Annotated in this window: 18 protein-coding genes, 2 tRNA genes and 4 rRNA genes; 10 read left to right on the forward strand and 14 right to left on the reverse strand. The window is 53.7% G+C overall.

Annotated features, from left to right (window positions below):
* Positions 1–410 precede the first annotated feature (410 nt).
* From H7R56_RS02590 to rrf (H7R56_RS02615), 6 genes are all read left to right on the forward strand, one after another.
* A 16S ribosomal RNA gene (locus H7R56_RS02590) occupies positions 411–1,949 on the forward strand.
* An 85-nt stretch (positions 1,950–2,034) separates the two neighbouring features.
* Positions 2,035–2,110 (forward strand) — tRNA-Glu (locus H7R56_RS02595).
* Positions 2,111–2,329: 219 nt separating this feature from the next.
* Positions 2,330–5,236, forward strand: a 23S ribosomal RNA gene (locus tag H7R56_RS02600).
* A gap of 94 nt (positions 5,237–5,330) precedes the next feature.
* Positions 5,331–5,446 (forward strand): 5S ribosomal RNA (gene rrf / locus H7R56_RS02605).
* A gap of 14 nt (positions 5,447–5,460) precedes the next feature.
* Positions 5,461–5,536 (forward strand) — tRNA-Thr (locus H7R56_RS02610).
* Positions 5,537–5,575: 39 nt separating this feature from the next.
* Positions 5,576–5,691 (forward strand): 5S ribosomal RNA (gene rrf / locus H7R56_RS02615).
* The 16S, 23S and 5S rRNA genes sit together here with 2 tRNA genes alongside, the layout of an rRNA operon.
* 378 nt (positions 5,692–6,069) lie before the next feature.
* Here rrf (H7R56_RS02615) and H7R56_RS02620 read toward each other — a convergent pair.
* The 3 genes from H7R56_RS02620 to H7R56_RS02630 all read right to left on the reverse strand — a co-directional run bounded on the left by H7R56_RS02620 (position 6,070) and on the right by H7R56_RS02630 (position 10,867).
* Positions 6,070–6,291, reverse strand: coding sequence for a lipoprotein (locus tag H7R56_RS02620; RefSeq protein WP_035891258.1), 222 nt, complete (start codon positions 6,289–6,291; stop codon positions 6,070–6,072).
* A gap of 313 nt (positions 6,292–6,604) precedes the next feature.
* Positions 6,605–9,715 (reverse strand): efflux RND transporter permease subunit, encoded by a 3,111-nt coding sequence (locus H7R56_RS02625; RefSeq protein ID WP_106931007.1) that lies wholly within the window; start codon positions 9,713–9,715, stop codon positions 6,605–6,607.
* Positions 9,716–9,727: 12 nt separating this feature from the next.
* Complete coding sequence (locus H7R56_RS02630; RefSeq protein WP_106931005.1) at positions 9,728–10,867, reverse strand: efflux RND transporter periplasmic adaptor subunit; 1,140 nt, start codon at positions 10,865–10,867, stop codon at positions 9,728–9,730.
* Between the two features lie 351 nt (positions 10,868–11,218).
* Between H7R56_RS02630 and envR the strand changes: the two genes are divergently transcribed.
* Positions 11,219–11,872: an acrEF/envCD operon transcriptional regulator gene (envR, locus tag H7R56_RS02635; RefSeq protein WP_106931003.1), complete on the forward strand. Its 654-nt coding sequence runs from the start codon at positions 11,219–11,221 to the stop codon at positions 11,870–11,872.
* 114 nt (positions 11,873–11,986) lie between these two features.
* Entirely contained in the window at positions 11,987–12,820 is an 834-nt protein-coding gene (locus H7R56_RS02640; protein ID WP_106931001.1) for an MBL fold metallo-hydrolase, read from the forward strand.
* A gap of 70 nt (positions 12,821–12,890) precedes the next feature.
* On the opposite strand, the gene fis is transcribed toward H7R56_RS02640, so the two are convergent.
* The 11 genes from fis to H7R56_RS02695 all read right to left on the reverse strand — a co-directional run bounded on the left by fis (position 12,891) and on the right by H7R56_RS02695 (position 22,403).
* Complete coding sequence (fis, locus tag H7R56_RS02645; protein ID WP_000462905.1) at positions 12,891–13,187, reverse strand: DNA-binding transcriptional regulator Fis; 297 nt, start codon at positions 13,185–13,187, stop codon at positions 12,891–12,893.
* 24 nt (positions 13,188–13,211) lie between these two features.
* Positions 13,212–14,177, reverse strand: coding sequence for a tRNA dihydrouridine synthase DusB (gene dusB, locus H7R56_RS02650; RefSeq protein ID WP_106927353.1), 966 nt, complete (start codon positions 14,175–14,177; stop codon positions 13,212–13,214).
* 360 nt (positions 14,178–14,537) lie between these two features.
* The gene (prmA, locus tag H7R56_RS02655) at positions 14,538–15,419 is read right to left on the reverse strand and encodes a 50S ribosomal protein L11 methyltransferase (RefSeq protein WP_106927351.1); all 882 of its coding nucleotides are present in this window, start codon (positions 15,417–15,419) and stop codon (positions 14,538–14,540) included.
* A gap of 11 nt (positions 15,420–15,430) precedes the next feature.
* Positions 15,431–16,882, reverse strand: a complete 1,452-nt coding sequence (panF, locus tag H7R56_RS02660) for a sodium/pantothenate symporter (protein WP_106927349.1) — start codon at positions 16,880–16,882, stop codon at positions 15,431–15,433.
* Positions 16,872–17,114, reverse strand: coding sequence for a YhdT family protein (locus H7R56_RS02665; RefSeq protein WP_106927347.1), 243 nt, complete (start codon positions 17,112–17,114; stop codon positions 16,872–16,874). Before H7R56_RS02665 ends, panF begins: the two co-directional genes overlap by 11 nt.
* A gap of 110 nt (positions 17,115–17,224) precedes the next feature.
* Positions 17,225–18,574 carry an acetyl-CoA carboxylase biotin carboxylase subunit gene (gene accC, locus H7R56_RS02670; RefSeq protein ID WP_106927345.1) on the reverse strand — a complete coding sequence of 450 codons (1,350 nt, stop codon included), beginning with the start codon at positions 18,572–18,574 and terminating at the stop codon, positions 17,225–17,227.
* Between the two features lie 10 nt (positions 18,575–18,584).
* Positions 18,585–19,043, reverse strand: coding sequence for an acetyl-CoA carboxylase biotin carboxyl carrier protein (accB, locus tag H7R56_RS02675; RefSeq protein WP_106927343.1), 459 nt, complete (start codon positions 19,041–19,043; stop codon positions 18,585–18,587).
* 22 nt (positions 19,044–19,065) lie between these two features.
* Positions 19,066–19,518: a type II 3-dehydroquinate dehydratase gene (gene aroQ, locus H7R56_RS02680; protein ID WP_106927341.1), complete on the reverse strand. Its 453-nt coding sequence runs from the start codon at positions 19,516–19,518 to the stop codon at positions 19,066–19,068.
* Between the two features lie 234 nt (positions 19,519–19,752).
* On the reverse strand, positions 19,753–20,352 hold the full coding sequence (msrQ, locus tag H7R56_RS02685; RefSeq protein ID WP_106927339.1) for a protein-methionine-sulfoxide reductase heme-binding subunit MsrQ: 600 nt from the start codon (positions 20,350–20,352) through the stop codon (positions 19,753–19,755).
* On the reverse strand, positions 20,352–21,350 hold the full coding sequence (gene msrP, locus H7R56_RS02690; RefSeq protein WP_106927337.1) for a protein-methionine-sulfoxide reductase catalytic subunit MsrP: 999 nt from the start codon (positions 21,348–21,350) through the stop codon (positions 20,352–20,354). The genes msrQ and msrP overlap by 1 nt, the downstream gene beginning before the upstream one ends.
* A gap of 78 nt (positions 21,351–21,428) precedes the next feature.
* Positions 21,429–22,403, reverse strand: coding sequence for an acrylyl-CoA reductase (NADPH) (locus tag H7R56_RS02695; protein WP_106927335.1), 975 nt, complete (start codon positions 22,401–22,403; stop codon positions 21,429–21,431).
* Between the two features lie 223 nt (positions 22,404–22,626).
* On the opposite strand from H7R56_RS02695, the gene csrD reads away from it, so the two are divergent.
* Together csrD and mreB are read left to right on the forward strand one after the other, a co-directional pair.
* A complete protein-coding gene (gene csrD, locus H7R56_RS02700; protein ID WP_106927333.1) occupies positions 22,627–24,567 on the forward strand; it encodes an RNase E specificity factor CsrD in 1,941 nt (646 codons plus the stop codon).
* A 304-nt stretch (positions 24,568–24,871) separates the two neighbouring features.
* Entirely contained in the window at positions 24,872–25,915 is a 1,044-nt protein-coding gene (gene mreB, locus H7R56_RS02705; RefSeq protein WP_000913396.1) for a rod shape-determining protein MreB, read from the forward strand.
* Positions 25,916–25,945 lie beyond the last annotated feature (30 nt).

Consider the following 25,945-nt stretch of genomic DNA (forward strand, 5'->3'; position numbering starts at 1 on the left):
CGGTTTCTCATCTCAAAAATTAAGCAAATTGAACACTTACAGCGCGAAAAGTGTGAAAAAACGACACTTAGAAAAAAAGTTGAGAAAAGGGGTTGTGCAAAAAGCAAAGTTCCCTATAATGCGCACCCACTGAGACGGCAAACGTGAATCACTTCACACTAAATAGCCGGTTCGGTTGAAGAGAAAAAATCCTGAAAATCAGGGTTGACTCTGAAAGAGGAAAGCGTAATATACGCCACCTCGCAACAGTGAGCGAAAGCCGTGTTGCACTGCTCTTTAACAATTTATCAGACAATCTGTGTGGGCACTCGAAGATACGGATTCTTAACGTCGCAAGACGAAAAATGAATACCAAGTCTCTGAGTGAGCACGTAATTCATTACGAAGTTTAATTCACGAGCATCAAACTTAAATTGAAGAGTTTGATCATGGCTCAGATTGAACGCTGGCGGCAGGCCTAACACATGCAAGTCGAACGGTAGCACAGAGAGCTTGCTCTCGGGTGACGAGTGGCGGACGGGTGAGTAATGTCTGGGAAACTGCCCGATGGAGGGGGATAACTACTGGAAACGGTAGCTAATACCGCATAACGTCGCAAGACCAAAGTGGGGGACCTTCGGGCCTCACACCATCGGATGTGCCCAGATGGGATTAGCTAGTAGGTGGGGTAACGGCTCACCTAGGCGACGATCCCTAGCTGGTCTGAGAGGATGACCAGCCACACTGGAACTGAGACACGGTCCAGACTCCTACGGGAGGCAGCAGTGGGGAATATTGCACAATGGGCGCAAGCCTGATGCAGCCATGCCGCGTGTATGAAGAAGGCCTTCGGGTTGTAAAGTACTTTCAGCGAGGAGGAAGGCATTAAGGTTAATAACCTTAGTGATTGACGTTACTCGCAGAAGAAGCACCGGCTAACTCCGTGCCAGCAGCCGCGGTAATACGGAGGGTGCAAGCGTTAATCGGAATTACTGGGCGTAAAGCGCACGCAGGCGGTTTGTTAAGTCAGATGTGAAATCCCCGGGCTCAACCTGGGAACTGCATTTGAAACTGGCAAGCTTGAGTCTCGTAGAGGGGGTAGAATTCCAGGTGTAGCGGTGAAATGCGTAGAGATCTGGAGGAATACCGGTGGCGAAGGCGGCCCCCTGGACGAAGACTGACGCTCAGGTGCGAAAGCGTGGGGAGCAAACAGGATTAGATACCCTGGTAGTCCACGCCGTAAACGATGTCTATTTGGAGGTTGTTCCCTTGAGGAGTGGCTTCCGGAGCTAACGCGTTAAATAGACCGCCTGGGGAGTACGGCCGCAAGGTTAAAACTCAAATGAATTGACGGGGGCCCGCACAAGCGGTGGAGCATGTGGTTTAATTCGATGCAACGCGAAGAACCTTACCTACTCTTGACATCCAGAGAACTTAGCAGAGATGCTTTGGTGCCTTCGGGAACTCTGAGACAGGTGCTGCATGGCTGTCGTCAGCTCGTGTTGTGAAATGTTGGGTTAAGTCCCGCAACGAGCGCAACCCTTATCCTTTGTTGCCAGCGGTCCGGCCGGGAACTCAAAGGAGACTGCCAGTGATAAACTGGAGGAAGGTGGGGATGACGTCAAGTCATCATGGCCCTTACGAGTAGGGCTACACACGTGCTACAATGGCATATACAAAGAGAAGCGACCTCGCGAGAGCAAGCGGACCTCATAAAGTATGTCGTAGTCCGGATTGGAGTCTGCAACTCGACTCCATGAAGTCGGAATCGCTAGTAATCGTAGATCAGAATGCTACGGTGAATACGTTCCCGGGCCTTGTACACACCGCCCGTCACACCATGGGAGTGGGTTGCAAAAGAAGTAGGTAGCTTAACCTTCGGGAGGGCGCTTACCACTTTGTGATTCATGACTGGGGTGAAGTCGTAACAAGGTAACCGTAGGGGAACCTGCGGTTGGATCACCTCCTTACCTTAAAGAAGCGTTCTTTGAAGTGCTCACACAGATTGTCTGATGAAAAGTAAATAGCAAGGCGTCTTGCGATTGAGACTTCAGTGTCCCCTTCGTCTAGAGGCCCAGGACACCGCCCTTTCACGGCGGTAACAGGGGTTCGAATCCCCTAGGGGACGCCACTTGCTGGTTAGTGTGAGTGAAAGTCGCCGACCTTAGTATCTCAAAACAGACTTCCGAGTCTTGTTTGAGATATTTGCTCTTTAAAAATCTGGATCAAGCTGAAAATTGAAACGACACACTGTGTCTGTTCTCCGTAATAAGAACAGATAAGCGGTGTGTTCGAGTCTCTCAAATTTTCGCAACACGATGGTGTTTTACGAAACATCTTCGGGTTGTGAGGTTAAGCGACTAAGCGTACACGGTGGATGCCCTGGCAGTCAGAGGCGATGAAGGACGTGCTAATCTGCGATAAGCGTCGGTAAGGTGATATGAACCGTTATAACCGGCGATTTCCGAATGGGGAAACCCAGTGTGATTCGTCACACTATCATTACGTGAATACATAGCGTAATGAAGCGAACCGGGGGAACTGAAACATCTAAGTACCCCGAGGAAAAGAAATCAACCGAGATTCCCCCAGTAGCGGCGAGCGAACGGGGAGCAGCCCAGAGTCTGAATCAGCTTGTGTGTTAGTGGAACGGTCTGGAAAGTCCGACGGTACAGGGTGATAGTCCCGTACACCAAAATGCACAGGTTGTGAACTCGAAGAGTAGGGCGGGACACGTGGTATCCTGTCTGAATATGGGGGGACCATCCTCCAAGGCTAAATACTCCTGACTGACCGATAGTGAACCAGTACCGTGAGGGAAAGGCGAAAAGAACCCCGGCGAGGGGAGTGAAAAAGAACCTGAAACCGTGTACGTACAAGCAGTGGGAGCCTCTTTATGGGGTGACTGCGTACCTTTTGTATAATGGGTCAGCGACTTATATTCTGTAGCAAGGTTAACCGTATAGGGGAGCCGAAGGGAAACCGAGTCTTAACTGGGCGTTAAGTTGCAGGGTATAGACCCGAAACCCGGTGATCTAGCCATGGGCAGGTTGAAGGTTGGGTAACACTAACTGGAGGACCGAACCGACTAATGTTGAAAAATTAGCGGATGACTTGTGGCTGGGGGTGAAAGGCCAATCAAACCGGGAGATAGCTGGTTCTCCCCGAAAGCTATTTAGGTAGCGCCTCGTGAATTCATCTTCGGGGGTAGAGCACTGTTTCGGCTAGGGGGTCATCCCGACTTACCAACCCGATGCAAACTGCGAATACCGAAGAATGTTATCACGGGAGACACACGGCGGGTGCTAACGTCCGTCGTGAAGAGGGAAACAACCCAGACCGCCAGCTAAGGTCCCAAAGTCACAGTTAAGTGGGAAACGATGTGGGAAGGCTCAGACAGCCAGGATGTTGGCTTAGAAGCAGCCATCATTTAAAGAAAGCGTAATAGCTCACTGGTCGAGTCGGCCTGCGCGGAAGATGTAACGGGGCTAAACTGTGCACCGAAGCTGCGGCAGCGACACTATGTGTTGTTGGGTAGGGGAGCGTTCTGTAAGCCGTTGAAGGTGAACTGTGAGGTTTGCTGGAGGTATCAGAAGTGCGAATGCTGACATAAGTAACGATAATGCGGGTGAAAAACCCGCACGCCGGAAGACCAAGGGTTCCTGTCCAACGTTAATCGGGGCAGGGTGAGTCGACCCCTAAGGCGAGGCCGAAAGGCGTAGTCGATGGGAAACAGGTTAATATTCCTGTACTTGGTGTTACTGCGAAGGGGGGACGGAGAAGGCTATGTTAGCCGGGCGACGGTTGTCCCGGTTTAAGCATGTAGGCGGGAAGTTTAGGTAAATCCGGACTTCTTTTAACGCTGAGGTGTGATGACGAGGCACTACGGTGCTGAAGTAACAAATGCCCTGCTTCCAGGAAAAGCCTCTAAGCATCAGGTAACATCAAATCGTACCCCAAACCGACACAGGTGGTCAGGTAGAGAATACCAAGGCGCTTGAGAGAACTCGGGTGAAGGAACTAGGCAAAATGGTGCCGTAACTTCGGGAGAAGGCACGCTGATATGTAGGTGAAGTGGTTTACCCATGGAGCTGAAATCAGTCGAAGATACCAGCTGGCTGCAACTGTTTATTAAAAACACAGCACTGTGCAAACACGAAAGTGGACGTATACGGTGTGACGCCTGCCCGGTGCCGGAAGGTTAATTGATGGGGTTAGCGGCAACGCGAAGCTCTTGATCGAAGCCCCGGTAAACGGCGGCCGTAACTATAACGGTCCTAAGGTAGCGAAATTCCTTGTCGGGTAAGTTCCGACCTGCACGAATGGCGTAATGATGGCCAGGCTGTCTCCACCCGAGACTCAGTGAAATTGAACTCGCTGTGAAGATGCAGTGTACCCGCGGCAAGACGGAAAGACCCCGTGAACCTTTACTATAGCTTGACACTGAACACTGGTCCTTGATGTGTAGGATAGGTGGGAGGCTTTGAAGCGCGGACGCCAGTTCGTGTGGAGCCAACCTTGAAATACCACCCTTTAATGGCTGGTGTTCTAACGTAGACCCGTGATCCGGGTTGCGGACAGTGTCTGGTGGGTAGTTTGACTGGGGCGGTCTCCTCCTAAAGAGTAACGGAGGAGCACGAAGGTTAGCTAATCCTGGTCGGACATCAGGAGGTTAGTGCAAAGGCATAAGCTAGCTTGACTGCGAGAGTGACGGCTCGAGCAGGTGCGAAAGCAGGTCTTAGTGATCCGGTGGTTCTGAATGGAAGGGCCATCGCTCAACGGATAAAAGGTACTCCGGGGATAACAGGCTGATACCGCCCAAGAGTTCATATCGACGGCGGTGTTTGGCACCTCGATGTCGGCTCATCACATCCTGGGGCTGAAGTAGGTCCCAAGGGTATGGCTGTTCGCCATTTAAAGTGGTACGCGAGCTGGGTTTAGAACGTCGTGAGACAGTTCGGTCCCTATCTGCCGTGGGCGCTGGAGAATTGAGGGGGGCTGCTCCTAGTACGAGAGGACCGGAGTGGACGCATCACTGGTGTTCGGGTTGTCATGCCAATGGCATTGCCCGGTAGCTAAATGCGGAAGAGATAAGTGCTGAAAGCATCTAAGCACGAAACTTGCCCCGAGATGAGTTCTCCCTGAGACTATAAGTCTCCTGAAGGAACGTTGAAGACGACGACGTTGATAGGTCGGGTGTGTAAGTGTAGCGATACATTGAGCTAACCGATACTAATGAACCGTGAGGCTTAACCTTACAACGCCGAAGCTGTTTTGGCGAAATTGAGACGATTTTCAGCATTGATTACAGATTACATTGACCGGCGAAAAGCGGGTTAATACAGAATTTGCCTGGCGGCCGTAGCGCGGTGGTCCCACCTGACCCCATGCCGAACTCAGAAGTGAAACGCCGTAGCGCCGATGGTAGTGTGGGGTCTCCCCATGCGAGAGTAGGGAACTGCCAGGCATCAAATTTAGCGTGCTGATATGGCTCAGTTGGTAGAGCGCACCCTTGGTAAGGGTGAGGTCCCCAGTTCGACTCTGGGTATCAGCACCACTTTTTTAGGTTAAAGTTCGGCGCTTAGTAAAGAATTTGCCTGGCGGCCGTAGCGCGGTGGTCCCACCTGACCCCATGCCGAACTCAGAAGTGAAACGCCGTAGCGCCGATGGTAGTGTGGGGTCTCCCCATGCGAGAGTAGGGAACTGCCAGGCATCAAATAAAGCAGAAGGCCATCCGAAAGGATGGCCTTTTTGCGTTGGCGAAAAAAATAAAAAAGCACTGTTTCCGGTTGTCTACCTAGCCCAGGTGTCTGACTGAATTATCATTTACGTAATGCTGACCTCCTCGACGTGCGTTATCCGGTTTACAGATTAACCTGCAGGGTATTACCCGTTAAATATTTAATAGAATGTTAACGCTAGATGGGAAATAAAGAGATGTGTTATCTCTTTATTCTTTATGACGTTATTTATTCTGAACAGAATAAACAATACAGATCTATTACGCATAAAAAACGCGCTGGTATTATCTTCACAATAATAGCCAGCGCGAGAGGAGGTCTGGAGGAACGGCATCCTCCCACCATTAGGTTATTTCGTCAGCGCTACAATGCCCAACGTCAACCCTGCCAGCGCCGCTGCGCCGCCGGCGATCGCGCCAGCTGTTTCCCAGTTATCTTGCGTGGTGCCTTTCATGCAGGTATTGGTGTGAACCAGTCGTCCCTGGTCGTCATAGACCGGTACGCAAGGGGAGTCGTGCGCACAGCCTGCCAGCAGCGTTGCCAGCAGCGTCACCAGAATAAATTTTTTCATGATATAGCCTCTGAATAATCCGTTTCATTACGCCCGTCAGGAACGTATTACGGAATGGCTTATTTTATCACCTGTACACGGGCTTTCTGATAGGGGAAATAATCTCAATTTATGTGTTACGTAAATATCATGGAGAAGACGAGAGATTATCCGCCGGATTATGCAGAAATAATGCAGAAGAAAATAACGGAATGGTGTATTGGTTAGCACTGTCGGTGGATGTGATTGCTAATGTATTGAGTTTACTGCGATTGCGAAACTTTGGATATAAAAAAGGCGCCCGAAGGCGCCCTGTCATGAAGCATTTTGTCGATTACTCACGGTGTCGACTGAAGCGTCGTCTGACAACGACGAAGAACACTGGTACGAAGAAGATGGCAAGCAAGGTAGCCGTCAACATCCCACCCATAACACCGGTGCCGACCGCATTCTGCGCGCCGCTCCCTGCACCTCGACTGATGACCAACGGCATAACGCCGAGAATAAAGGCGAGCGAGGTCATCAGAATGGGGCGCAGGCGCATGCGTGACGCTTCAAGCGTAGCTTCAATAACCCCTTTGCCCTCTTTCTCCATGAGATCCTTGGCGAACTCGACGATCAAAATGGCGTTCTTCGCCGATAGGCCTATCGTCGTCAGCAGACCCACCTGGAAGTAAACGTCGTTATTCAGACCGCGCAATGAGGCTGCCAGCAGCGCACCCACAACGCCCAGCGGAACAACCAGCATGACCGAAAATGGGATTGACCAGCTCTCATAGAGCGCGGCCAGGCACAAAAAGACCACAATCAGCGAAATAGCATAAAGCGCTGGCGCCTGGTTTCCGGATAAGCGTTCCTGGTACGACATTCCTGTCCAATCGAAGCCGATGCCAGACGGCAGCCTGCTGGCCAGTTGTTCCATCAGCGCCATCGCCTCGCCGGTACTTTTACCCGGTGCCGCTTCCCCCATAATTTCCATGGAAGGCAGGCCGTTGTAGCGTTCCAGGCGTGGAGAGCCGTAAACCCAACGTGAGCTGACGAAAGCGGAGAATGGCACCATTTCGCCATTGCTGCTGCGCACATACATATTGTTGACATCGCCCGGCAGCATGCGGAATTTGGCATCTGCCTGAACATACACCTTCTTCACACGACCGCGATCGATAAAGTCGTTAACGTAGGCGCCACCTAGCGCCGCCGAGATAGTCTGGTTAATATCCGACAGCGAAACGCCCAACGCCTGCGCTTTTTCCTGATCGACTTCAAGTTTGAACTGTGCGGTATCTTCCAGACCATTAGGGCGTACGCGCACTAACTGGTCCGGATGCTGCTGCACCATACCCAGCAGCTGATTGCGTGCCTGAGTGAGCGCCGTGTGGCCAAGGTTGCCCTGATCGATGAGCTCGAAGTCAAACCCGGTTGCCGTGCCCAGCTCGATAATCGCCGGCATGTTGAAAGGGAACACCATGGCGTCTTTTATCTGGCTAAAGGCCATCGTCGCCCGCTTGATAATAGCCCCTACGCTGTTTTCATCACCGCTGCGCGTCTCCCAGGGCTTGAGGCTAACGAAGGCCATGCCTGCGTTCTGACCCTGGCCGCTGAAGCTAAAACCGTTGACGGTAAAGACGCTTTCAACGTTGGCCTTCTCGTTGTTCAGGTAATACTGAGTGACCGTATCCAGCACCTTCTGCGTACGTTCTTGCGTCGCACCGGCGGGCAGTTGGACCATCGTCAGGAATACGCCCTGATCTTCATCCGGTAAGAACGAGGTGGGCAGACGGACAAACAGCAGCGCCATCCCTACCACGATCAGCACGTAGATAACCAGATAGCGCCCGGTATTGCGCAGAATGCCGCTTACGCTGTGGGTGTAATGGTTTACGCTACGATCAAATTTATTGTTGAACCACGCGAAGAACCCTTTCTTTTCGTGATGCCCGGCCGCGCTGGGCTTCAGTAATGTCGCGCACAGCGCAGGTGTCAGAATCAACGCAACCAGCACCGACAGCGCCATTGCCGACACGATGGTAATGGAAAACTGTCGATAAATGGCACCAGTAGAGCCACCGAAGAAGGCCATCGGTACAAAGACCGCCGACAGCACCATGGCAATACCAACCAGCGCCCCCTGGATCTGCGACATCGATTTTTCCGTTGCTTCGACCGGAGAGAGCCGCTCTTCCACCATCACGCGCTCGACGTTTTCGACCACCACAATGGCATCGTCGACCAACAGGCCTATTGCAAGCACCATACCGAACATCGTCAGGGTATTGATCGAATAGCCGAACATCGCCAGCACGGCGAAGGTGCCCAGCAGCACCACCGGCACGGCAATGGTCGGAATCAGCGTGGCGCGCATATTTTGCAGGAACAGATACATCACGAGAAAGACGAGAATGATGGCCTCAAACAGCGTCTTGATCACTTCATGAATCGAAATAGTGACGAAAGGCGTGGTGTCATAGGGATAGACGACCTTCATTCCCTGCGGAAAGAACGGCTGCAGCTCCGCCAGCTTCGCCTTAATGGCATTGGCGGTATCCAGCGCGTTCGCGCCGGTGGCAAGCTTAATACCGAGCCCCGAAGCTGGCTTTCCGTTGATGCGGGCAACCACGTTGTAGTTCTCGCCGCCCAGCTCAATTTTTGCAACATCGCTCAAGTGAACGACAGAACCGTCGGCGTTGACGCGGAGGGTAATATTGCCAAACTCCGCCGGATCTTTCAGCCGCGTTTGGGCAATGATTGAGGCGTTGAGCTGCTGCCCCTTCACGGCAGGCGTACCGCCCAACTGGCCCGCGGCAATCTGGTTATTCTGCACCTTCAACTGATTGATCACGTCAACCGGCGTCAGGTTGTACTTGTTGAGCTGATTGTTGTCGAGCCAGATACGCATTGCGTACTGAGCACCGAACAGCTGCACGTCGCCCACGCCGTTCAGTCGGCTGATGGGGTCTTTTACGTTGGAAGCAATATAGTCAGAAATATCGTCCTGAATGGTCTTCGGGTTATCGGAGATAAACCCGGCAACCAGCAGGAAGCTGCTGCTTGATTTCTCAACGCTGATTCCCTGCTGCTGTACTTCCTGCGGCAAGAGAGGGGTAGCCAGCTGCAGCTTGTTCTGCACCTGCACCTGTGCGATGTCCGGATCGGTCCCTGAATTAAAGGTCAAGGTAATGGTCACCGATCCCGCGGAGTCGCTGGTTGAGGACATATACATCAGGTTATCGATACCGTTCATATTCTGTTCGATAACCTGCGTCACGGTATCCTGCACGGTCTGCGCGTCTGCTCCGGGGTAGTTGGCAGAAATCGCCACGGCAGGCGGCGCAATGGTCGGATACTGGGCGATAGGCAGCTGTAAAATAGCTAGCCCACCCGCAATCATCATAATGATCGCCAGAACCCAGGCGAATACCGGGCGATGGATAAAAAACTTAGACATAGGATAGCTACCTTATTGCGCAGCCGGAGCCGCGGTGTCCTCTTCTGCTTTGACGGTGACGCCCGGATGTACTTTCTGCAGCCCGCTGACGATAACCTTCTCACCGGCCTTCAGGCCGCTGGTGACCAGCCACTGGTCGCCTACGGCTTGCGCCGCCACCACGTTGCGGATTTCTACCTGATTTTTGTCGTTCACCAGCAGTACGGTGGCATCGCCGCGCGGCGTACGGGTGACGCCCTGCTGTGGTACCAGCATTGCGCTCGGGTTGACTCCCTCATCGATGCGCGCGCGTACAAACATGCCCGGCAGCAGCGTATGCTGAGGGTTAGGGAATAGTGCGCGTAGCGTAATGGAGCCGGTGCTCTCATCAACGGTGACGTCAGAAAACTGCAGAGAACCTTTCAGCGCGTAGGGTTGACCGTTTTCCATTAGCAATTGAACGCTTTTGGCACCTTCGCCCTGTTGCAGGCTTTCTTGTTTCAGACGCATAAAATCACTGCTGGACTGAGTCACATCGACGTAGATGGGATCGAGCTGCTGCACCGTGGCCATGGCTTCCGCCTGGCCGTTGGTAACCAGCGCGCCTTCCGTTACGCTGGATTTACCGATACGGCCGGTAATGGGAGAGGTCACTTTGGTGTAGGCCAGATTAATACGCGCACTCTCAACGGCGGCTTTCGCGGCCATAACATCGGCGTCAGCCTGGCGCGCGGTAGCCACGGCCTGATCGTAATCCTGCTGGCTGATATATTTCGTTCCCAGCAGCGGGACGTAGCGTTTGACCGTCAGATGCGCGATGGCGGCGGCGGCTTCCGCTTTAGATGCATCGCCTTTGGCGCTGTCATACGCAGCCTGGTAGGTTGCAGGGTCTATCTGATAAAGCGATTGCCCGGCTTCAATATCGCTCCCTTCTACAAAGTTGCGCTTCAGAATAATGCCGCTGACCTGCGGTCGCACCTCCGCGACGCGAAACGCGGAAGTACGGCCCGGCAGTTCCGTGGTGATAGAGAGCGGTGCGTTGTTCACGATGTGAACGATGACCTGAGGTGTGGGCGCATGCGCCTGCTGATCTCCAGAATTATCGCAGCCGCTCAGTAATGTCGCAGAGATAATTAAGCTGGATAAGAGTGTAATCCTGGCGTGGCTCGTCATTGCGGTTCCTTATAGATTGATAGCCATTTTTGACCACGAATCTGAGAAAGAAAGGGAGAATAGAAACAGTTCGATATCCTACAAATAAATATCGGTGGATGTAAGTGATAGTTATTTTTAACAGAATGCCAGGGCACGGAAACACAAAAATAGCAGGAATGGAGAATTCTCCAGATAAAATAGAGGTGGTTGTTATTTGCGTGGTGAATATGATTGCGTGAAATATATGTATTTTTGATTTATTAATTTTCAATAACCATCAAACTTTTTGGTAAAATTTATCTGTCACGCGGTGGTAAATTAGCTGGAGTATTCCATTCACCGCTTATTCAGCGGCAGGCGACCGATGGTATGGCCAGAAAAACACGGGAAGAGGCGCTCAAAACGCGCCAGCTGCTGCTGGACGTGGCAATTGAGCAGTTCGCGTTACGCGGAGTCAGTAACACGACGCTGACCGATATCGCCGCGGCTGCCGGCGTGACGCGCGGTGCCGTATATTGGCATTTCGTCAGTAAGAGTGAGCTGTTTAATGCCATGTGGCAAGCGCAGCTCCCGCTGCGCGATCTTATTCATCATAAATTGATACCAATAGAGCATGAAAATCCGTTGCTGGCGCTGAGGAATAAATTCGTGGCGGGGCTGCAATATATAGCCGAAACGCCGAGGCAGAAAGCGCTGATGCAAATTTTGTATCACAAGTGTGAATTTACCAGCGATATGATGTCGGAGCAGGATATCAGGCAGAAAATCGGGTTTGACTATAATACCGTGCGGGGTATTTTACAGACATGCGTACGTAACCGATTATTACCTGTAGATACAAATATTGAGATTATATTGATTGTCTTGCATAGCGCATTTATCGGCATCATTAAAAACTGGCTTATGGAACCACGGCAATTTGATCTCTATCAGCAGGCTCCGCTGCTGGTGGATAATATTATGTCTGTTCTCTGCGACTCACATCTTTGGGCTGCCTCGCCGGTACGGGCGGCGAAGGGTTGATTTTGGCCTCGCGAACGGGGCTGAAAAGATTTCATCTCGTTACGCTTTCCCTGTTGCGGCCATGCGCAATCTGTCATCTTATCGATAACTTACCGTGCTTATCATGAGGTGCTTATGAAATGTGTGTCTCGCCAGATTGGCGATTTTGAAGTCATTGCATTGAGCGACGGAAACATGTCCGCCAGTCTGGATTTGCTCTCAGGCATTACGACAACGGATGCCGGCGAGATTCAGCGCAGCGCTGGCGTAACGGATCCCGGCAACCTGCACATTTATGGCTATCTGATTCGCGGGCGCGGGCGAACGATTCTGGTTGATTCTGGTACGGGAGGAGCAAACAACGTCGGTGGCCAGCTCGCTGGGCATTTACAGGACTTTGGGGTTGTGCCGCAGGCGGTAGACACGTTGCTGTTGACGCATGCGCATCCGGACCATATCGGCGGTCTGCTGAACGAGGCGGGCGATGCGGTGTATCCCAATGCACAGCTGTACCTCCATCCGAATGAAGTCGCTTTCTGGCAAGATGATGAACGTCTGGCGCAGGCGAACGAGCGGGCGCAGCGCAATTTCACCCGGGCAAGGCGGACGCTGGCGGTATACGGCGAAAGGGTCCATCTGCTGGACGACAAGCCGATCGTAGAAGGCATTCGGCCTGTTGCACTACCGGGCCATACGCCGGGGCATACGGGCTATCGGATTGACTCGCCGCAGGAAAGCCTGATTATCTGGGGGGACATCGTACATTTCCCCTATATTCAGACCGCGCAGCCGGATGTGTCTATTGCGTTTGATATCGATCCTGAGCAGGCGAAGGCATCACGTAAACGGATTCTGGCTCAGGCGGTGCAGGAAAAGCTGCTGGTGGCGGGAATGCACTTTGGCGGGTCTGGCTTCGCGCGGGTCATCCCTGAAGGTCAGGGCTATCGTATGGTGTATTGCGAAGCATAAGCAGGCAATAAAAAAGGCGCATCCCCATGCCGAGTAGCGCCTTTTCTATCAACAACATAACTGATTAGTATCAGTTCATGCCGTATTTTTTCAGTTTCTTACGCAGAGTACCGCGGTTGATGCCCATCATCAGGGCTGCGCGGGTCTGGTTACCACGGGTGTATTGCATCACCATGTCCAACAGGGGCTGTTCTACTTCAGCCAGTACCAGCTCATACAGGTCATTAACGTCCTGACCGTTCAGTTGAGCAAAATAGTTCTTCAGTGCCTGTTTAACCGAGTCACGCAGGGGTTTTTGGGTTACCTGATCCTGAGAGTTAACGGTAGAAACGGTCAGTACGTCAGAATTTACGCGTTGTTCGAACATAGTTCTGTCAGCTCTTTATTTCTATTACGCAAAATTTTCGAAGTATGCCTCCAACGCCTCCAGCTGTTCGCTGGCATCCTCAATGGCGTTGAATGTGCGCCGAAACTGGTCATTTGGAGCGTGCTCCTGGAGATACCAGGAGACGTGTTTCCGCGCGATTCGGTAGCCTTTTGCTTGACCATAAAAGTCGTGCAGTTCCCGAACGTGCGCACAAAGCAAGCGCTTAACCTCTGCCAAAGGCAGCGGGGGCAGCAGCTCCCCAGTGTCCAGATAATGCTGGATTTCCCGAAAGATCCAGGGTCTTCCCTGAGCCGCACGGCCTATCATCAGGGCATCAGCCCCCGTATAGTCGAGTACAGCTCTGGCTTTAAGCGGGTCAGTAATGTCACCATTCGCGATAATCGGAATGGAAACGTTCTGCTTAACTGTCCGAATGCTGTCGTATTCAGCTTCTCCGTTAAACAAGCAGGCGCGAGTGCGTCCGTGAATAGTCAGAGCCTGAATGCCACAATCTTCAGCCAGTTGGGCAATCTCTACACAGTTACGGTGTTCAGGAGCCCAGCCAGTGCGAATCTTGAGTGTGACAGGAACGTCCACCGCCTTTACAACCGCGTTCAGGATAGCCTTCACCTGATCCGGGTATTGCAGTAGGGCTGAGCCTGCGAGCTTGCGATTCACCTTTTTTGCCGGACAGCCCATATTGATATCAATAATCTGGGCGCCGCTTTCCACATTAATGCGGGCGGCTCCGGCCATTTCTTCAGGATCGCTACCGGCGATTTGCACCGTGCGAATACCTGGCTCATCCACGTGCACCATCCGTAGCCGGGACTTGTCGCTCTCCCACACCTGTGGGTTGGAGGACATCATCTCTGATACGGTTAGGCCTGCCCCCATCTCGTAGCACAACGTCCGGAATGGTCTGTCAGTAATGCCAGCCATGGGCGCTGCGATCAGGCGATTTCTGAGCTGGTGTTGTCCGATGCGCATGAGTTAAGAAATGACCATACTGTGACTGCAAGGCGGCGTATATTACGCATTTTTTGCACGAGATGAAAGGCCAAACTTTGAGCAATCAGATGTTGTAGATCAATGAATCTCAGTCCTGAAAGCGATTCGAAGATAAATTTCTATATTAATCATAAAATTAAATAAAAGTGGATGATTTGTGCGCATTGATAAAATCATCAAACTTCTCTCGCATTCTTACGTAATGGCCAACGTCTGAACGATAAAACGATGATATTATGAACAATATTGAAGAGCTAAATGAGATCTGTCTCGCATTTATGGCGGGGAAAAGAGAACAGGTAGGGGAAAATGCGGCCCGCAGGCCGCATTGAGAGAAGATTATTTTTTGCGTCCGGTAATCCGGCACCACTCTTCTTTTTCGACTACAGCATCGAGGTCGAAAAGGTCAGCGTACGCTTCGCACACGCTTTCCGCCTGGCTGGCGAGAATACCGGAAAGGCCCAGCAGGCCGCCTGTAACCGGCAGTACGCTGATTAATGGCGCCAGCTCGCGTAACGGGCCGGCCAGGATGTTAGCGACCACCACGTCGGCTTTCATGGCTTCTGGCTGGTCCTGCGGCAGATACAGCTCCAGACGCTCAGAAACGCCGTTACGCTGGGCGTTATCGCGGCTCGCCTGAATAGCCTGCGGATCGATATCGATCCCGATTGCGCGCGCGGCACCCAGCTTCAGTGCGGCGATCGCAAGGATCCCTGAACCGCAGCCGAAGTCGATCACGGTTTTACCCGCCAGATCCAGACCGTCCAGCCACTGCAGGCACAGAGAGGTTGTTGGATGGGTGCCGGTGCCAAACGCCAGACCCGGATCGAGCATGACGTTGACCGCGTTCTCGTCCGGCACGTCGCGCCAGCTTGGGCAGATCCACAGACGTTCGCCAAAACGCATGGGGTGGAAGTTATCCATCCACTCGCGTTCCCAGTCTTTGTCTTCCAGCTGTTCGATTTTATGCGCAAAGCCTGTGCCCAGCAGCGGATGCTGTTCCAGGAGGGCAACGACCTCTTTCATGTCAGTTTCTGCGTCGAACAGGCCGATAACGTCGGTATCGCCCCACAGGCGAGTTTCACCCGGCAGCGGCTCGAAGACCGGCGTGTCATGCGTATCCTGGAAGGTGATGGAGACCGAACCGGCTTCCATCAGCGCATCGCTAAGATCTTCGGCATTCTCGCCGGTTGTGTTCAGTTTCAGTTGGATCCACGGCATGGCAAAACTCTTTATTTATCAGTAGAAATTACGGCAGCCTGCGGTGCTGGGTGACCAAAACGGTTCCCGACCACAAACGCCAGCAAACTTAGCAGTAACGAGGGCACAATCGGATGGAAGCCCAGGTACTGAATCTTAAACGTCGCCAGCACGGCGTAAAGTACGCCGCCGACGATCATCGCGCTTAATGCACCGGCGGCGTTCGCGCGCTCCCAGTAGAGGCCAAGCACCAGCGGCCACAGGAATACGGCTTCCAGCCCGCCAAAGGCCAGCAGGTTCAGCCAGATGATCATCTCCGGCGGTCGCCAGGCGGCCAGCATCATCAGAATACCCAGTACCAACGTGGTCCAGGTTGAGATGCGTTTCAGGCGGTGTTCGTTATGTATTTTAGTCGGCTGCGAACTGAGCCACAGATCTTTAACGATCGTCGCCGACGCCTGCAAGAGGTGGGCGTTTACGTTCGACATAATCGCCGCCATCGGTGCGGCAAGAAACAGGCCGGCGGCCCACGGCGGTAGAACCTGTACCATCAGCGTCGGGATCACCAGATCCGGTACGGTGAGGTGTGGTAGCACCGCACGCCCGAGCGCGCCCGCCAGGTGCATCCCCAGCATCAAAATTGCGACGACGATAGTGCCGATAATAATCCCGCGGTGCACCGCCTTACTGTCTTTATAGGAGATGCAGCGAACGGCAGTATGCGGCAGGCCAATCACGCCAAAGCAGACCAGTACCCAGAACGAGGTCATAAAGGTTGGCGTCAGGATATCGTCCGCACCGTGTGGAGAGACCAGCTGCGGGTTGATCTGTTCCAGCGTATTGACCGCGTTATGCAGACCACCGGCGGCATGAACCACGCCAACCAGCAGCACGATGGTGCCAATCAGCATCACCATCCCTTGCATGGTGTCGTTGAGCACGCTGGCGCGGAAGCCGCCAAAGGCGGTGTACAGTGCGATGGTGATACCAAAGATCAGTAGCCCGGTTTCGTACTTAATCCCCGCTGCGGTTTCCAGCAGCCGCGCGCCGCCGATAAACTGGACGGCAATCGCCCCCACAAACGCAATCAGCAGGCTGATACTGGCGATCCAGACGACAGCACGATTCTGGTAGCGAGCCTGCAGCATGTCGTTAAGGGTAATGGCATTATAACGGCGCGCCAGAATGGCGAATTTCTTGCCCAATACCCCCAGCGATAGCCAGATAGTCGGCACCTGAATCAGCGCCAGCAGCACCCAGCCTAGCCCGTATTTATAGGCGGCGCCTGGCCCGCCGATAAACGAGCTGGCGCTGATATAGGTGGTGGTCAGCGTCATTGCCAGCACAAAACCGCCCATCGAACGGCTACCGAGAAAATACTCGCTGAGGAAGGAGCCGGTGCTGCGTTTACGCATGGCGTACAGCGACAGGCCGAACACCACGAACAGGTACAGCACCAGGACAACGATAATCTCAGTTTGCATCGTTATCCTCCAAAGGAATATCACGGAAGATAAAGCGCACCATCAGCCAGCAAAGAAGGATAAACACCAGCGGCATCAGCAGGCAGGCCATTTCAAACCAGCGCGGCAGGCCGGTGAAGCCCTGCATTGAGCTTGGTATGTAAGCGCTTGCTAACCATGCTGCAAGATAAAGAAGGGTTAGCCCCAGCGCCCAGCGCGCCTCTTTATGGGCCTGAACAAAACGCTTGTCCATTTTTTGTCCCTTGTGGATGAAGAAAGCGGGGATTGTACCGCAAGGAAAAGATGAGGGGAGAGAAAAACAAAAAAGGCCGGAAAATCCGGCCTTTTGCTGCGAGAACAGGATTATTTTTCCTGCAATCCGAGTTTTTTCTCCAGATAGTGGATGTTAGTACCACCATGCTGGAAGTTCTCGTCGCTCATAATACGCATCTGCAGATCAACGTTGGTTTTGATACCGTCGATGATCAGCTCCTGCAGCGCATTCTTCATGCGAGCAATCGCCACGTCACGGGTCTCACCGAAGCAGATGAGCTTGCCGATCATTGAGTCATAATACGGCGGTACGGTGTAGCCGGCGTAGATATGAGATTCCCAACGAACGCCAAAACCGCCCGGCGCGTGGAAGCGGGTAATTTTACCCGGGCTTGGCAGGAAGGTATCCGGGTCTTCGGCGTTGATACGGCATTCCACCGCATGGCCGCGAACCTGAACTTCTTCTTGCTTGATGGACAGCGGCTGACCCGCAGCGATACGCAGCTGCTCTTTGATCAGGTCAACGCCGGTGATCATCTCGGTAACCGGGTGTTCTACCTGGATACGGGTGTTCATTTCAATGAAGTAGAACTCGCCGTTTTCAAACAGGAACTCGAAAGTACCCGCGCCGCGGTAGCCGATATCCACGCACGCTTTCGCGCAGCGTTCGCCGATGTAGCGACGCAGTTCCGGGGTAATGCCCGGCGCTGGCGCTTCTTCGACGACTTTCTGGTGACGACGCTGCATGGAGCAGTCGCGTTCAGCCAGATAGATAGCGTTGCCCTGGCCATCAGCCAGCACCTGGATCTCGACGTGGCGAGGATTTTCCAGGTATTTCTCCATGTACACCATGTCGTTGTTGAAAGCAGACTTCGCTTCCGCTTTGGTCATGGCAATGGACTGCGCCAGATCGGCATCGCTGCGCACCACGCGCATACCGCGACCGCCGCCGCCGCCGGAGGCTTTGATAATGACCGGGTAGCCGATGCGTTTCGCATGTGCGCGGTTAGCGTCCATGTCGTCGCCCAGCGGGCCGTCAGAGCCCGGAACGGTTGGTACGCCGGCTTTCTTCATCGCGGTGATTGCAGACACTTTGTCGCCCATCAGGCGAATAGTATCGGCTTTCGGGCCGATGAAGATAAAGCCAGAACGTTCAACCTGCTCGGCAAAGTTGGCGTTCTCAGAGAGGAAGCCATAGCCTGGGTGAATCGCAACGGCCCCGGTGATCTCAGCGGCGCTGATGATAGCCGGGATGTTCAGATAGCTTTTTACGGACGGAGCCGGGCCGATACAAACCGTCTCATCCGCCAGCAGTACGTGTTTTAAATCGCGGTCCGCAGTGGAGTGTACAGCGACGGTCTTAATGCCCAGTTCTTTACAGGCACGCAGAATACGCAGTGCGATCTCGCCGCGGTTCGCGATGACAATTTTATCCAGCATCTTCGCCTCGTTACTCGATGACGACCAGAGGCTCGTCAAATTCAACCGGCTGACCGCTTTCTACCAGGATTGCTTTCACAGTCCCTGCTTTGTCAGCTTCGATCTGGTTCATCATTTTCATCGCTTCAACGATGCACAGGGTGTCGCCCACGTTAACTTTCTGACCAATTTCCACGAATGCTTTAGCATCCGGGCCTGGGGTGCGATAGAAAGTACCAACCATCGGGGAACGTACGATGTGACCACTGATTTCAGCTTTAGCCGGAGCTTCAGCTGCAGCTGGTGCTGCCGCGACAGGTGCCTGTTGTTGCATTACAGGCGCTGCATAAGCCTGCTGCATCACTGGAATGCCGGTGTTCGGTGCTGAACGGCTGATGCGTACAGACTCTTCGCCTTCAGAAATTTCCAGTTCGTTGATGCCAGACTCTTCGACCAGCTCGATCAGTTTTTTAATCTTACGAATATCCATGAGTGGGTTCCGTACTCTTTGTTTAGTTTGATTGTGACAGGCGTTTTACCGCCGTCTGTAAAGCGTATGAATAGCCGTCAGCCCCGAGTCCGCAGATAACGCCGGAAGCGATATCAGACAGATACGAGTGATGGCGGAATGGTTCGCGCGCATGAACGTTGCTCAGGTGAATCTCGATAAACGGGATGCTCACCGCCAGCAACGCATCGCGAAGGGCAACGCTCGTGTGCGTGAACGCGGCCGGATTGATCAGGATATAGTCAATATTGTCTTTAGCCTGATGAATACGGTCGATGAGGACGTACTCGGCGTTGGATTGCAGGCTATCGAGCGTGACGTTCAAGGCTTCGGCTTCCGCGTTTAAGCGGCTTACGATCTGGGAAAGCGTCAGCGTGCCGTACTTCTCTGGCTCACGGGTGCCTAACATATTCAGGTTCGGGCCGTTCAAAAGCAAAATGCGAAACTTGTCAGTCATTGTGCTGCTATCTCCTGCAATTCTCGGGTAAAAAACAAAATATACCTTCGATGCGCGATTGTCACCTTTTCAGAGGCTTAAAACCCCCTCCAGGAAAACCAAGGTCGCACATTATAACTATTTCGTAGCATTTGGCAGCTAAATACTGGTCTTATCAGGGAAGATTATCAACCGCTATCGTGTAAAGAACGTCTGACTATAAGTGAATTGTGGTAAACCGCACATATCGCGACATCATCGCCACCATTGGCGAAACTTCTTGTATCGGCAGGCCAACAGCACGATGGCGCACCCAGCGTAGAGAAGCGGCTGGGGTGAGATTATCTTCACCGACCATAGGTAATGTATCGGCGCGAGGATCGCGACAAGATAGACGAAATTGTGCAAAAGCTGCCAGCGCCGACCTAATTTTCGCTGCATAGCCTGAGTAGAGGTCACCGCCAGCGCGAGCAGGATTAACCAGCAGGCGAAACCCAGCAACAAATACGGCCGGGTAACAATCTCCTGCCCTAATAGCGACACATTGCGGATGCCGAGCTCCAGTAAACTGTAGCTGGTCAGGTGGATCGTCGCCCACGCAAAGCACCACAGCCCCAGTAATCGGCGCGTACGAATCAGCAGCGGCTGTTTAGCGTAGCGCGCCAGCGGAGCGACTAACAAGGTCGCCAGCAGTAATTTCAGAGCCATCCTACCGGTAAAATGCTGAATATCCTTCACCGGGTCGGCGCTAAGCTGGCCGTGAGAAACCGCCCAGAACAGCCAGACAAAGGGCAAAAATGCCGCCAGATGCAGGAAAACTTTCAGCCAGATAACCTGTTTAGCCGTTAAACGCATTAAAAGTTCTCCCGCAGGTTCATGCCGCGATACAACGATGCCACTTCATCGGCATAGCCGTTAAACAGCAGCGTCGGCTGGCGTTGGACGTCGAGGATGCCGCCTGCGCCAATAAAACGCTCGCTGGCCTGCGACCAGCGCGGATGATCGACGTGTGGGTTAACGTTGGCATAAAACCCGTATTCATCCGGCGCCGCCAGGTTCCACGTTGAATGAGGCCGCTCGCGGGTGAGCATAATGCTGACGATCGATTTAATGCCTTTAAAACCGTATTTCCACGGCACGGTCAGGCGGATCGGTGCGCCGTTTTGCGGCGGCAGCGCTTTGCCGTAGACGCCTACGGTCAGCAGCGTCAGGGGGTGCATCGCCTCGTCGAGGCGTAACCCTTCTATATAAGGATACGCGAGGCCGCCGCCGATAAAGCGGTCTTTCTGTCCGGGCATGGTTTCCGGCGAGTAGAGCGTTTTGAAGGCGACATATTTGGCGTTGCTGGTGGGCTCGACGGCAGCCAGCAGCTTATGCAGCGGGAAGCCAATCCACGGAACCACCATCGACCAAGCTTCAACGCAGCGCATACGGTAAATTCGCTCTTCCAGCGGAAAACGTTTTGTCAGAGAGTCATGGTCAAGCGTTAAGGGTTTCGCGACTTCACCGCCGATGGTCAACGTCCACGGGTTGGTCGGCAAGCTTCCGGCGTTGGCCGCCGGGTCGGCTTTATCAAGGCCAAACTCATAGAAGTTGTTGTAGCCGGTGACTTTATTTTCCGGCGTTAACGTCAGCTTATTTTGCCATTGCGTGGGCTGCGTGAAGGTCAGCGGCGCACCGGAGGGGGCGGCGGGACGGTCATTACCTTTAAACCAGTCGGTGAGGCTGGAGGCGTGAAGCGGAAACGAGGCCGTGGCGGCGCCGAGGCCTAGCATTTTCAGCACCTGGCGGCGCTTGAGCATAAACACGGACTCGGCCGTGACGTCTGCTTCGGTCAGTTTTTTGTAGCTCATGATGCACTCCGTCATGCTTTTTTTCTAAGCATGACGGAGGCAACGGGTTAATGCGAATATGTCACGAAAAATTGCAGATTAGGCGATTTTGACCAACGTACGGCCCTGAATCTGGTTGTTAATGATTTTGTCGGCGAAGCGCGGTGCGTCTTCGAGCGCTATCTCCGTCGCACTCTGCGCAAAGAACGATTCCGGCAGGTCGACAACCAGACGCTTCCAGGCTTCAGCGCGCCGCGCCGCTGGCGTCATGACCGAGTCGACGCCCTGAAGACGGACATTGCGCAGAATAAACGGCATGACGGTAGTCGGCAGGGCAAAACCGCCCGCCAGGCCGCAGGCCGCAACGCAGCCACCGTAGTTCATCTGCGCCAGTACTTTCGCCAGCACTTTGTCGCCAACCGTATCCACGGCACCGGCCCAAATCTGTTTTTCCAGCGGACGGGTTTCGGCAAATTCATCGCGGCTCAGAATACGGTTTGCGCCGAGCGCGCGCAGATAGTTGTGAGTGCTTTCTCGCCCGGAAACCGCCGCCACCTGATAACCCAGCTTGTGCAGCAGGGCGATCGCGGTGCTGCCCACGCCGCCGCTGGCGCCGGTCACCACGATTTCCCCGTCGTCAGGACGCACGCCCGCGTCTTCTAACGCCATGACGCAGAGCATGGCGGTAAAGCCCGCAGTACCGATGATCATCGCCTTACGCCCATCAAGACCTGCCGGCAGCGGCACCAGCCAGTCGCCGTTGACGCGTGCGCGCTCGGACAGCCCGCCCCAGTGGTTTTCGCCCACGCCCCAACCGGTCAGCAGAACCGGCTGACCCGGGGTATAGCGCGCGTCGTCGCTGGCGTGCACCGTACCGGCGAAGTCGATACCCGGCACCATCGGGAAGTTACGGATAATCTTTCCTTTGCCGGTAATGGCCAGCGCGTCTTTGTAGTTCAGGCTGGACCACTGGATATCCACGGTGACGTTACCCTGCGGCAGCAGACTGTCGTCAACGGCCTTCACTGCGGCGATGGTTTTGCCATCCTGCTGATCTAAGATGAGTGCCTGCATAACCCTTTCCTTACTTACATGGACTGATAGTGAAAAAATTAACCCGGGACTATACTCGCTTATCATAATTTGATGCCGATTTGGCGCAATAAATTGCCAGATCCGCCAGGTTTGGTAGTATGCCGACCTGGTTTGATATGTTAGTGCTTACTTCTTGTAAGACACGGATGCTGGCACCCGACCTGCTGTCGGGAGACGAATAACCCGCGGAGTTAACTCAGGGATGCGATTAACGACGAAGTTCTCAGCCTTTTTTACGCTCTTAACTGGGCTTACCATCTTTGTGACGTTAATCGGCTCCTCGCTGAGTTTCTATAACGGCATACAGTATAAGATAGCCAGCCGCGTTCAGGCTGTCGCGACGGTTCTGGATAACCGTCTGGTCAGCACCTCATTTGATAAGCTGGATAATCAGCTTGATGAAATCATGGTGCCGCTCGACATCGTGCATATCGACTTTACTCTCAACGGTAAATCGCTGTTCAGCCATACGCGCAGCAGTAGCTATTTGCCGATGGGCAGCCATTATCAGTTCCGCGAAATGTCCGTGCCATCGCTTAAACATCCGGGAATGACGATTCATCTGGTCTATCAGGACCCGATGGCCAACTATTTCCGTTCGCTGATGACGACCGCACCGCTGACGATCACCATTGCCTTTATGGTGCTGGTGGTGTTTATCGCCGTGCGCTGGCTGCGTCGCCAGCTGGCCGGTGAAGAGCTGCTGGAACAGCGAGCGACGCGCATCCTCAACGGCGAACGCGGCGCGAAGGTAAAAGGCAGCATTCATGAATGGCCAGCGCGCACCAGTTCGGCGCTGGATATGCTGCTGTCGGATCTGCAGTTCGCCAGCGATCAGCGCAGCCGCCTGGATACGCTGATCCGCTCCTACGCCGCGCAGGATGCGAAAACCGGTCTAAGCAATCGCCTGTTCTTTGATAACCAACTGGCCACGCTGCTGGATGACCAGGAAAACGTCGGCTCGCATGGCATCGTGATGATGATTCGCCTGCCAGATTTTGATTTCCTGCGCGATAACTGGGGCCGCGCAGCAGCGGAAGAGCATGTCTTTACGCTCATCAATCTGCTTTCTACCTTTATTATGCGCTACCCTGGCGCGTTGCTGGCGCGCTACCGCCGCAGCGACTTTACGGTGCTGTTGCCGCATCGCACGTTGAAAGAGGCGGACAGCATCGCCGGGCAGTTGCTGAAGGCGATAGACGGTCTGCCGTTGGCCAAAATTCTCGACCGTGACGATATGATGCATATCGGTATTTGCGCCTGGCGCAGCGGACAAACCACCGAACAGGTGATGGAGCACGCTGAAGCCGCGGTGCGTAATGCGGTGCTGCAAGGCAGCAACAGCTGGGCTATCTATGATGATTCGCTGCCGGAAAAAGGCCGTGGCAACGTGCGCTGGCGTACGCTCATCGAGCAGATGCTCAGCCGCGGCGGCCCGCGTATTTATCAAAAACCGGCCGTCATGCGCGACGGTAGCGTGCATCACCGTGAGCTGATGTGTCGCATTTTTGACGGCAAAGAGGAAGTGATTGCCGCCGAGTATATGCCGATGGTGCTGGAGTTTGGCTTAGGTGAAGAGTACGACCGCCAACAGATTACCCGTCTGGTTCCTTTCCTGGGATTCTGGCCTGAAGAAAATCTGGCCATTCAGGTCACGGTTGAGTCGCTGATTCGCCCGCGCTTTCAACGCTGGCTCCGTGATGTATTAATGCAGTGCGAAAAATCGCATCGCCGACGGATTATTTTTGAACTTGCTGAGGTAGATGTCTGTCAACATATGACGCGTCTTCAGCCCGTCGTCCGTTTATTGCATGCTTTAGGCGTTCGGGTTGCCGTTACCCAAGCGGGTTTAGCGCTTGTCAGCACCACCTGGATTAAACAGCTTGAGATTGAACTGATTAAGCTCGATCCGGTGCTGGTGCGGAATATTGAAAAGCGCAGCCAAAACCAGCTGCTGGTACAAAGCCTGGTCGAGGCCTGCAAGGGCACTTCTATCCAGGTGTTTGCCGCCGGCGTCCGCAGCCGCGGCGAGTGGCAGGTTTTAACGGAATGCGGAGTTTTCGGCGGCCAGGGCGATTTTTTTGCTGCTTCACAGCCACTTGACGCAAATGTGAAAAAATATTCGCAAAGATATTCGGTTTGACCTGCTGTTTAACGTGTTTATCACGTAGAATAACGCGCGCGGTTTTTTCTGGGGGTGTGCATGTCTGCTCGCCGGAAAAAAAGACGCACCATGCATGTGAGGTCCTTTGACAGGTACAAATCCAGGAAGGAGCGGCAGTGAGTCTCCCTGCACTGAAGGAGTCAGGTTGGATTTGTAACAAAGGTAACGAACTGCACTAATTTTCACCGTTGCAGATGATTTTTGCGCCTTGTCGCTGCTGCGTGTGGTTGGTAAAGTAAGCGGATTTTGTTTTCCGCCCCAGCTTTCAGGATTATCCCTTAGTATGTTGAAAAAATTTCGTGGCATGTTTTCCAATGACCTGTCCATTGACCTGGGTACCGCGAATACCCTGATTTACGTAAAAGGACAAGGCATCGTATTGAATGAGCCTTCCGTGGTCGCCATTCGTCAGGATCGTGCCGGTTCACCGAAAAGCGTGGCCGCCGTAGGTCATGACGCTAAACAGATGCTGGGCCGTACGCCGGGCAACATCGCGGCCATTCGTCCGATGAAAGACGGCGTTATCGCTGACTTCTTCGTGACCGAGAAAATGCTCCAGCACTTCATCAAACAGGTTCACAGCAACAGCTTTATGCGCCCGAGCCCGCGCGTGCTGGTTTGTGTGCCGGTTGGCGCAACCCAGGTTGAACGCCGCGCAATCCGTGAATCCGCTCAGGGCGCTGGCGCCCGTGAAGTCTTCCTGATTGAAGAACCGATGGCTGCGGCAATCGGTGCGGGTCTGCCGGTTTCTGAAGCAACCGGTTCTATGGTTGTGGATATCGGTGGTGGTACTACCGAAGTCGCCGTTATCTCTCTGAACGGCGTGGTTTACTCTTCCTCTGTCCGTATCGGCGGCGACCGCTTCGACGAAGCGATCATCAACTACGTTCGTCGTAACTATGGCTCTCTGATCGGTGAAGCGACCGCAGAACGTATCAAGCACGAAATCGGCTCCGCTTACCCGGGTGACGAAGTGCGTGAAATCGAAGTCCGTGGCCGTAACCTGGCAGAAGGTGTTCCGCGTGGCTTCACGCTGAACTCCAATGAAATTCTTGAAGCGCTGCAGGAACCGCTGACCGGTATCGTAAGCGCCGTGATGGTTGCACTGGAACAGTGCCCGCCAGAACTGGCTTCCGACATCTCCGAACGCGGTATGGTGCTGACCGGCGGCGGCGCGCTGCTGCGCAACCTCGATCGCCTGCTGATGGAAGAAACCGGTATTCCAGTTGTCGTTGCTGAAGATCCGCTGACCTGCGTAGCGCGCGGCGGCGGCAAGGCGCTGGAAATGATCGACATGCACGGCGGCGATTTGTTTAGCGAAGAGTAGTCAGCATGAGGTTCAGGGTAGCCAGCAGGC

This window comes from Klebsiella sp. WP3-W18-ESBL-02 (genome assembly GCF_014168815.1).
In the GTDB taxonomy this organism is placed as follows: Bacteria; Pseudomonadota; Gammaproteobacteria; order Enterobacterales; family Enterobacteriaceae; genus Kluyvera; species Kluyvera ascorbata_B.

Bases quoted from the DNA above. Each gene is read 5' to 3' on its own strand.
- H7R56_RS02620 (WP_035891258.1), bottom strand. From the start codon at position 6,291: ATGAAAAAATTTATTCTGGTGACGCTGCTGGCAACGCTGCTGGCAGGC.
- H7R56_RS02625 (WP_106931007.1), bottom strand. From the start codon at position 9,715: ATGTCTAAGTTTTTTATCCATCGCCCGGTATTCGCCTGGGTTCTGGCG.
- H7R56_RS02630 (WP_106931005.1), bottom strand. From the start codon at position 10,867: ATGACGAGCCACGCCAGGATTACACTCTTATCCAGCTTAATTATCTCT.
- envR (WP_106931003.1), top strand. From the start codon at position 11,219: ATGGCCAGAAAAACACGGGAAGAGGCGCTCAAAACGCGCCAGCTGCTG.
- H7R56_RS02640 (WP_106931001.1), top strand. From the start codon at position 11,987: ATGAAATGTGTGTCTCGCCAGATTGGCGATTTTGAAGTCATTGCATTG.
- fis (WP_000462905.1), bottom strand. From the start codon at position 13,187: ATGTTCGAACAACGCGTAAATTCTGACGTACTGACCGTTTCTACCGTT.
- dusB (WP_106927353.1), bottom strand. From the start codon at position 14,177: ATGCGCATCGGACAACACCAGCTCAGAAATCGCCTGATCGCAGCGCCC.
- prmA (WP_106927351.1), bottom strand. From the start codon at position 15,419: ATGCCGTGGATCCAACTGAAACTGAACACAACCGGCGAGAATGCCGAA.
- panF (WP_106927349.1), bottom strand. From the start codon at position 16,882: ATGCAAACTGAGATTATCGTTGTCCTGGTGCTGTACCTGTTCGTGGTG.
- H7R56_RS02665 (WP_106927347.1), bottom strand. From the start codon at position 17,114: ATGGACAAGCGTTTTGTTCAGGCCCATAAAGAGGCGCGCTGGGCGCTG.
- accC (WP_106927345.1), bottom strand. From the start codon at position 18,574: ATGCTGGATAAAATTGTCATCGCGAACCGCGGCGAGATCGCACTGCGT.
- accB (WP_106927343.1), bottom strand. From the start codon at position 19,043: ATGGATATTCGTAAGATTAAAAAACTGATCGAGCTGGTCGAAGAGTCT.
- aroQ (WP_106927341.1), bottom strand. From the start codon at position 19,518: ATGACTGACAAGTTTCGCATTTTGCTTTTGAACGGCCCGAACCTGAAT.
- msrQ (WP_106927339.1), bottom strand. From the start codon at position 20,352: ATGCGTTTAACGGCTAAACAGGTTATCTGGCTGAAAGTTTTCCTGCAT.
- msrP (WP_106927337.1), bottom strand. From the start codon at position 21,350: ATGAGCTACAAAAAACTGACCGAAGCAGACGTCACGGCCGAGTCCGTG.
- H7R56_RS02695 (WP_106927335.1), bottom strand. From the start codon at position 22,403: ATGCAGGCACTCATCTTAGATCAGCAGGATGGCAAAACCATCGCCGCA.
- csrD (WP_106927333.1), top strand. From the start codon at position 22,627: ATGCGATTAACGACGAAGTTCTCAGCCTTTTTTACGCTCTTAACTGGG.
- mreB (WP_000913396.1), top strand. From the start codon at position 24,872: ATGTTGAAAAAATTTCGTGGCATGTTTTCCAATGACCTGTCCATTGAC.